The following is a 5,825-nucleotide window of genomic DNA, read 5'->3' as shown; positions in this document are numbered from 1 at the left end:
GCGGCGCACTGCGCCGCGGGGGAATTCATTCCCCTGGCCTGCCTTACTGAACAGGCACCGAAGCGACCTGCGTCTCCAACGCCGCCAGGCGGGTCTGCTGGTCGGCTTCGGCGTTCTCGCGCTCCATCCGGCAGAAGTCCGGCGTGGTGCAGCTCTTGGCGATGCGGCGTTCCGCCGCGGTGGCGCGGAGAGCCAGTTCGGCCTTGCGGGCGGCCAGGAAGCCGTCGCGGGCGGCGGCGTTCGGAAAGGCCAGCGGCAGCAGGGCGACCGTCGTTTCTTCCGGATAGCGGTTGAAGTTGCCGGCCGCGGTATGGGCCATGACGCCGGCCGTGCCCATGGCCATCAAATGGAGCGGGGTGATCGGGATCATCGTCGATTCAAGGGTTGCCGGGGTGTCCTGGTAGCCCGGCAGGCGGCAGACCGCGGCGATGTCGCGACGGCTCTGCGACACGGTCAGCTGGTGCGGCGTGGCGAAGGTGGCCAGCGCCTCGCCGTTGCGCTGCAGGCTGCATTCGGCGCCTGCCGGCTCCGACTTCACCGTCAGGGTCTGATGGTTTGTACTCGCATTGGTATGCGCCAGGCCGCAGGCGGAAAGCAGCGACAGACCGGCCAGCAGGGCCAGGCGAGCGGCGGGACGGGGAAGCATCGTCATGAAAGCCTCTGGGTGGCGGGCACCGCCGCGCGCCTGGCCATTCTGACCTTCAGGCGGAACGGTGTGCCGTCGATATGACCGACGCGGACCTCACGGAAAAGAGAGAATCGTAACGCAGCGTGACAGAGCCGCCAGGTGTCACCCGGCGATCACAGCCGCCTTCGCCCCCAGTGCCGCCAGGAGATCGGCCGGCGCCAGCCGGATCTGCAGCCCGCGCTGGCCGCCATTGACGAAGACATAGGTCTCGGAGGTCGCGGCGGCCTCCACGAAGGTCGGCACGCGCTTCTTCTGGCCGAAGGGGCTGATGCCGCCGACGCGGTAGCCGGTCAGGCGCTCGGCATCGGGGACGCGCATCATCGCGGCCGACTTGCCGCCGGCGGCGGCGGCCAGCTTCTTCATCGAGACCTCGCGGTCGGAGGGCAGCACGACGCAGACGGGCTTGCCGTCGACCTCGGTCATCAGGGTCTTGAGGACGCGGCCGGGCTGCTCGCCGAGGGCTTCCGCCGCCTGCAGGCCGATGCTCTCGGCCTCGGGGTCGTAGTCATAGGCATGGACCGTGAAGGCGATGCCGGCCTTCTGCGCGGCGAGGGTCGCGGGCGTGGATTTCGACATGCGGCGCCTCGCACGGGGTTGGGAAGGGGCTCGGCGCCCCTTCCCGCTTGGATCAGATGTGCAGCGGGCGGCCGTCGACGGCCAGCGCGGCTTCCTTCACCGCTTCCGACAGCGTCGGGTGGGCGTGGCAGGTGCGGGCCACGTCCTCGGCCGAGGCGCCGAACTCCATGGCGATGGCGACCTCGGCGATCAGGGTGCCGGCGTCGGGGCCCAGGATATGGGCGCCGAGCACGCGGTCGGTCTCCTTGTCCGCCAGGATCTTCACGAAGCCGTCGGTGTCGCCCATCGCCCGCGCCCGGCCATTGGCCAGGAAGGGGAACTTGCCGACCTTGTAGGCCTGGCCGCGCGCCTTCAGCTCTTCCTCGCTCTCGCCGACGCTGGCGATCTCGGGCCAGGTGTAGACGATGGCGGGGATCACGCCGTAATTCACATGGCCCTTCTGGCCGGCCAGGATCTCGGCCAGCGCCACGCCCTCATCCTCGGCCTTGTGGGCCAGCATGGCGCCGGCGATGACGTCGCCGATCGCATAGATGCCGGGGACATTGGTCGCGAAATGGCCGTCGGTCTGCACCCGGCCACGCTCGTCGAGCGCCACGCCAACCTCGGCCAGGCCCAGCCCCTCGGTGTAGGCGCGGCGGCCGATGGCCAGCAGCACGACGTCGGCCTTCAGCTCCTCAGGCGCACCGCCGGCGGCGGGCTCGATCGTCAGGGTGACGCCCTCGGCGGTCTTGGCGGCGGCGGTCACCTTGGACTTCAGCTTGAACTTGAAGCCCTGCTTGGTCAGCACCCGCTCGAACTGCTTGGCGGTCTCGCCGTCCATGCCGGGGGCCAGGCGGTCGAGATACTCGACCACGGTGACCTCGGCGCCCAGCCGCTTCCAGACGCTGCCGAGCTCGAGGCCGATGACGCCGCCGCCGATCACCACCAGATGGCCCGGCACCTTCTCCAGCTCCAGCGCGCCGGTCGAGGTGACGACCTGCATCTCGTCGACCTCGACGCCCTTCAGCGGCGCGCTGTCGGAGCCGGTGGCGATGACGATGTTCTTCGTCGCATAGGTCTGGCCGGCGACCTCGACCTGGCCTGGGGCCACGATCTTGCCGGCGCCCTTCAGCCAGGTGATCTTGTTCTTCTTGAACAGGAACTCGACGCCCTTGACGTTGGCGCCGACGACCTCGCCCTTGCGGGCCTGCATGCGCGCCAGGTCGAGCTTCACGCCATCGACCAGGATGCCGTGGTCGGCAAATTTGTGCTTGGTTTCCTCGAAGGACTCCGAGGATTGCAGCAGCGCCTTGGAGGGGATGCAGCCGACGTTGAGGCAGGTGCCGCCCAGCGTGTCGCGCTTCTCGACGCAGGCCACCTTCATGCCGAGCTGGGCGGCGCGGATGGCGCAGACATAGCCGCCGGGGCCGGCGCCGATGACGATCAGGTCGAAGCTCTCGGACATGGGTCGGAAGTCCTGCCTAGCAATGGATTGCCCGCAAACTGGCCCGCCCGCGCCGGCCTCGCAAGGGGGAGCGGCGCCGGGCAGGCATTCGCAAGCGCGATCAATCGGGTCCGGGCCAGGATGGCGGCGGATCGGAGAGGATGTCGATGACCAACAAGCCGCCGACGCTGCGCGACTATGCCCGCCGGGTGCAGCGCGCCATGGCCTGGCTCGCCGCCCATCCCGGGCGCGAGCCGCGGCTGGAGGAGCTGGCCGCGGCCGCCGCCTTCTCGCCCTGCCATTTCCACCGGATCTACCGGCTGCTGGCCGGCGAGACGCCTGCAGAGACGGTGGCGCGGCAGCGGCTGAGCCTTGCGGCGGCGGCGCTGCTGAAAAGCAGGACGCCGGTGGCGGCGGTGGCGAAAGCGGCCGGCTATGGCAGCGTGGCCGCCTTCACCCGGGCCTTCCGGGCGCAGTTCGGCCTGCCGCCGGCCGCCTATCGCCTCCAGGGCGGCATTTCTCCGGTCCGACCGATCCGATCGAACCCAGAGGAGACACGCATGTTCGACGTCACCATCCGCCCCTCGCCCGCGATGCGCCTGGCGGTGCTGCCGCATCAGGGGCCCTACGACACCATCGCCGCCCGTTTCGACGAGCTCGGCGCGCTGGCCGCGGGGCATGCGCTGGAGACTGAGGAAACCCGCTGGATCGGCCTTTACTGGGACGACCCGCAGACGGTGCCGGCGGCCGAGCTGCGCAGCGCCGCCGGCTTTTCTCTGCCCGAGGGCGCGCAACCCCCTGCCCCCGCGACGCTGACGGACGTGCCGGCGATGACCGTCGCGGCGCTGCGCTTCAAGGGCCCCTATGCCGAGCTGGAGGCCGCCTATACCTGGCTCTACCGCGAATGGCTGCCGCAGAGCGGGCGCGAGCCGGCCGACCATCCGGCGATGGAGCATTACCTGAACGACTGCCGCGCCCTGCCGCCGGCCGAGTGGGTGACCGACATCCTGCTTCCCTTGAAGTAGGCGCCGGGTCCGGCCGGGCGGTCCAGGGTGGGCGGCGGGCGGGAAAAATTGCATTCCCGCAGCGGCTTCTGCCACCCTTCTTCCTGACGGCGCCGGCCACAGGCGCCGCAGAGGGAGGATTTGCGATGACCCGACCGACGCCCGGCCCCTGGTCGCGGCGCGCGGCGCTGGCCCTGGCGCCCGCCGCGCTTCTCTCCACCCTCGCCCGGCCGGCCCTGGCCCAGGGCTACCCCAGCCGGGCGATCCGGCTGATGGTGCCCTGGCCGCCCGGCGGCTCGGCCGATGCGCAGCTGCGCAGCCTGGCCGACCAGGCGGGCAAGCTGATGGGCCAGACGGTGCTGGTGGAGAACCGCTCCGGGGCGCGCGGGCTGCTGGCGGCGCAGGCGCTGCTGCAGGCGCAGCCCGACGGCTACACCCTGGCGCAGCAGCATCTGTCCGTGCTGCGCCACCCCTTCATGACCAAGGCGCGCTCCTGGGACCCGGTCGAGGATTTCTCCCAGATCATCGGGCTGACGGGCTGGCTGTTCGGCGTCGTGGTGAAGTCGGACAGCCCGATCAAGTCCTGGGCCGACTATGTCGCCGCCGCCCGCGCCAGGCCGGGGATGCTGACCTATTCGACCAGCGGCATCGGCACCAGCAACCACCTGGCGATGGAGGACATCCTGTCGCGGCTGGGGCTGCAGATGACGCATGTGCCCTTCCGCGGCTCCAACGAGGGCGTCACCGCGCTGCTGGGCGGGCAGATCGACAGCGTCGCCGACAGCTCCGCCTGGTTGCCGCAGGTCGAGGCCGGGCAATGCCGGCTGCTCTGCGTCTGGACCGCCGAGCGGTCGAAGCGCTTCCCCGCGGTGCCGACGCTGCGCGAGCTCGGCATCGACCTGGTGGTGACCTCGCCCTATGGCCTGGCGGGGCCGAAGGGCATGGATCCGGGCGTGGTCCGCGCGCTGCACGACGCGATGAAGGCGGCGCTGCTCGGCCCCGAGAACACCGCGGTGCGCGAGCGCTGGGACATGCCGCTCGCCTATCTCGACACCGAGGCCTATCGCGACTTCACCATCCGCCGCGTCGCCTATGAGCGCGAGATGGTGGCCAAGCTCAATCTCAGCATCGACTGAAACGGGAAAGGGCCAGGGCCGCTCGCGCGACCCTGGCCCCGGTTCGGGACAAGCCCCGGATCAGATGTCCAGCATCAGGCGGCGCGGATCCTCGATGCTCTCCTTGACGCGCACCAGGAAGGAGACGGCTTCCTTGCCGTCGACGATCCGGTGGTCATAGGACAGCGCCAGGTACATCATCGGCCGGATCTCGATCTTGCCGTTGACCACCATCGCCCGCTCCTTGATCGAGTGCATCCCGAGGATGCCCGACTGCGGCGGGTTGAGGATCGGCGTCGACATCATCGAGCCGTAGATGCCGCCATTGGTGATGGTGAAGCTGCCGCCCGCCATCTCCTCGAGCTTCAGCTGGCCGTCGCGGACGCGCTTGCCGAAGCCGGCGATGGTCTTCTCGATCTCGGCGAAGCCCATCTGGTCGACATTGCGCAGCACCGGCACGACGAGGCCGGACGGGCCGCCGACCGCGATGCCCATATGCACGAAGTTCTTGTAGACCAGGTCGTCGCCGTCGATCTCGGCATTGACCGCCGGGAACTCCTTCAGCGCGGCGACGCAGGCCTTCACGAAGAAGGACATGAAGCCGAGCTTCACGCCCTGCTTCTTCTCGAAGACGTCCTTGTACTCGTTCCGCAGCGCCATCACCGCGCCCATGTCCACCTCGTTGAAGGTGGTCAGCATGGCGGCGGTGTTCTGCGCCTCCTTCAGCCGGGTGGCGATGGTCTTGCGCAGGCGGGTCATCTTCACCCGCTCCTCGCCATTCTCCAGCGCGCGCGGCGCCTTGGGCGCGGCCTTCGCGGCGGCAGCCGGGGCGGGCTGGGCCAGGAAGGACTGCACGTCGCCCTTGCTGATGCGGCCGTCCTTGGCGGTGCCGGCACCGATCTGCTCGGCCGAGACATTGGCCTCGGCCATCATCTTGGCAGCGGCCGGCAGCGGCGCATGGGCCGACGGCGCGCCGGGGCGGGCGACCGGGCCGCGCTCGGCGCGCGGCGCCTCGATCT

Annotated in this window: 6 protein-coding genes; 2 read left to right on the top strand and 4 right to left on the bottom strand. The window is 70.1% G+C overall.

What is annotated here, in order from left to right:
• Positions 1-43 precede the first annotated feature (43 nt).
• The 3 genes from BKE38_RS26790 to lpdA all read right to left on the bottom strand — a co-directional run bounded on the left by BKE38_RS26790 (position 44) and on the right by lpdA (position 2,708).
• Positions 44-652, bottom strand: coding sequence for a hypothetical protein (locus tag BKE38_RS26790; RefSeq protein WP_076960253.1), 609 nt, complete (start codon positions 650-652; stop codon positions 44-46).
• Positions 653-790: 138 nt separating this feature from the next.
• Positions 791-1,264: a Cys-tRNA(Pro) deacylase gene (gene ybaK / locus BKE38_RS26785; RefSeq protein ID WP_076960252.1), complete on the bottom strand. Its 474-nt coding sequence runs from the start codon at positions 1,262-1,264 to the stop codon at positions 791-793.
• 52 nt (positions 1,265-1,316) lie between these two features.
• On the bottom strand, positions 1,317-2,708 hold the full coding sequence (gene lpdA, locus BKE38_RS26780) for a dihydrolipoyl dehydrogenase (RefSeq protein WP_076960251.1): 1,392 nt from the start codon (positions 2,706-2,708) through the stop codon (positions 1,317-1,319).
• A 146-nt stretch (positions 2,709-2,854) separates the two neighbouring features.
• On the opposite strand from lpdA, the gene BKE38_RS26775 reads away from it, so the two are divergent.
• Together BKE38_RS26775 and BKE38_RS26770 are read left to right on the top strand one after the other, a co-directional pair.
• Entirely contained in the window at positions 2,855-3,712 is an 858-nt protein-coding gene (locus BKE38_RS26775; RefSeq protein ID WP_076960254.1) for an AraC family transcriptional regulator, read from the top strand.
• Between the two features lie 125 nt (positions 3,713-3,837).
• A complete protein-coding gene (locus BKE38_RS26770) occupies positions 3,838-4,827 on the top strand; it encodes a tripartite tricarboxylate transporter substrate binding protein (RefSeq protein WP_076960250.1) in 990 nt (329 codons plus the stop codon).
• 60 nt (positions 4,828-4,887) lie between these two features.
• Here the strand turns inward: BKE38_RS26770 and odhB are convergent.
• Positions 4,888-5,825 (bottom strand): 2-oxoglutarate dehydrogenase complex dihydrolipoyllysine-residue succinyltransferase (gene odhB / locus BKE38_RS26765; RefSeq protein ID WP_076960249.1); only part of this gene is annotated, 938 nt, incomplete at its 5' end.

It is taken from the genome of Teichococcus deserti (assembly GCF_001982615.1).
Lineage (GTDB): Bacteria > Pseudomonadota > Alphaproteobacteria > Acetobacterales > Acetobacteraceae > Pseudoroseomonas > Pseudoroseomonas deserti.
Note: the sequence above shows the minus strand (reverse complement) of the source record. Positions and strands in the feature narration are given on the sequence as shown.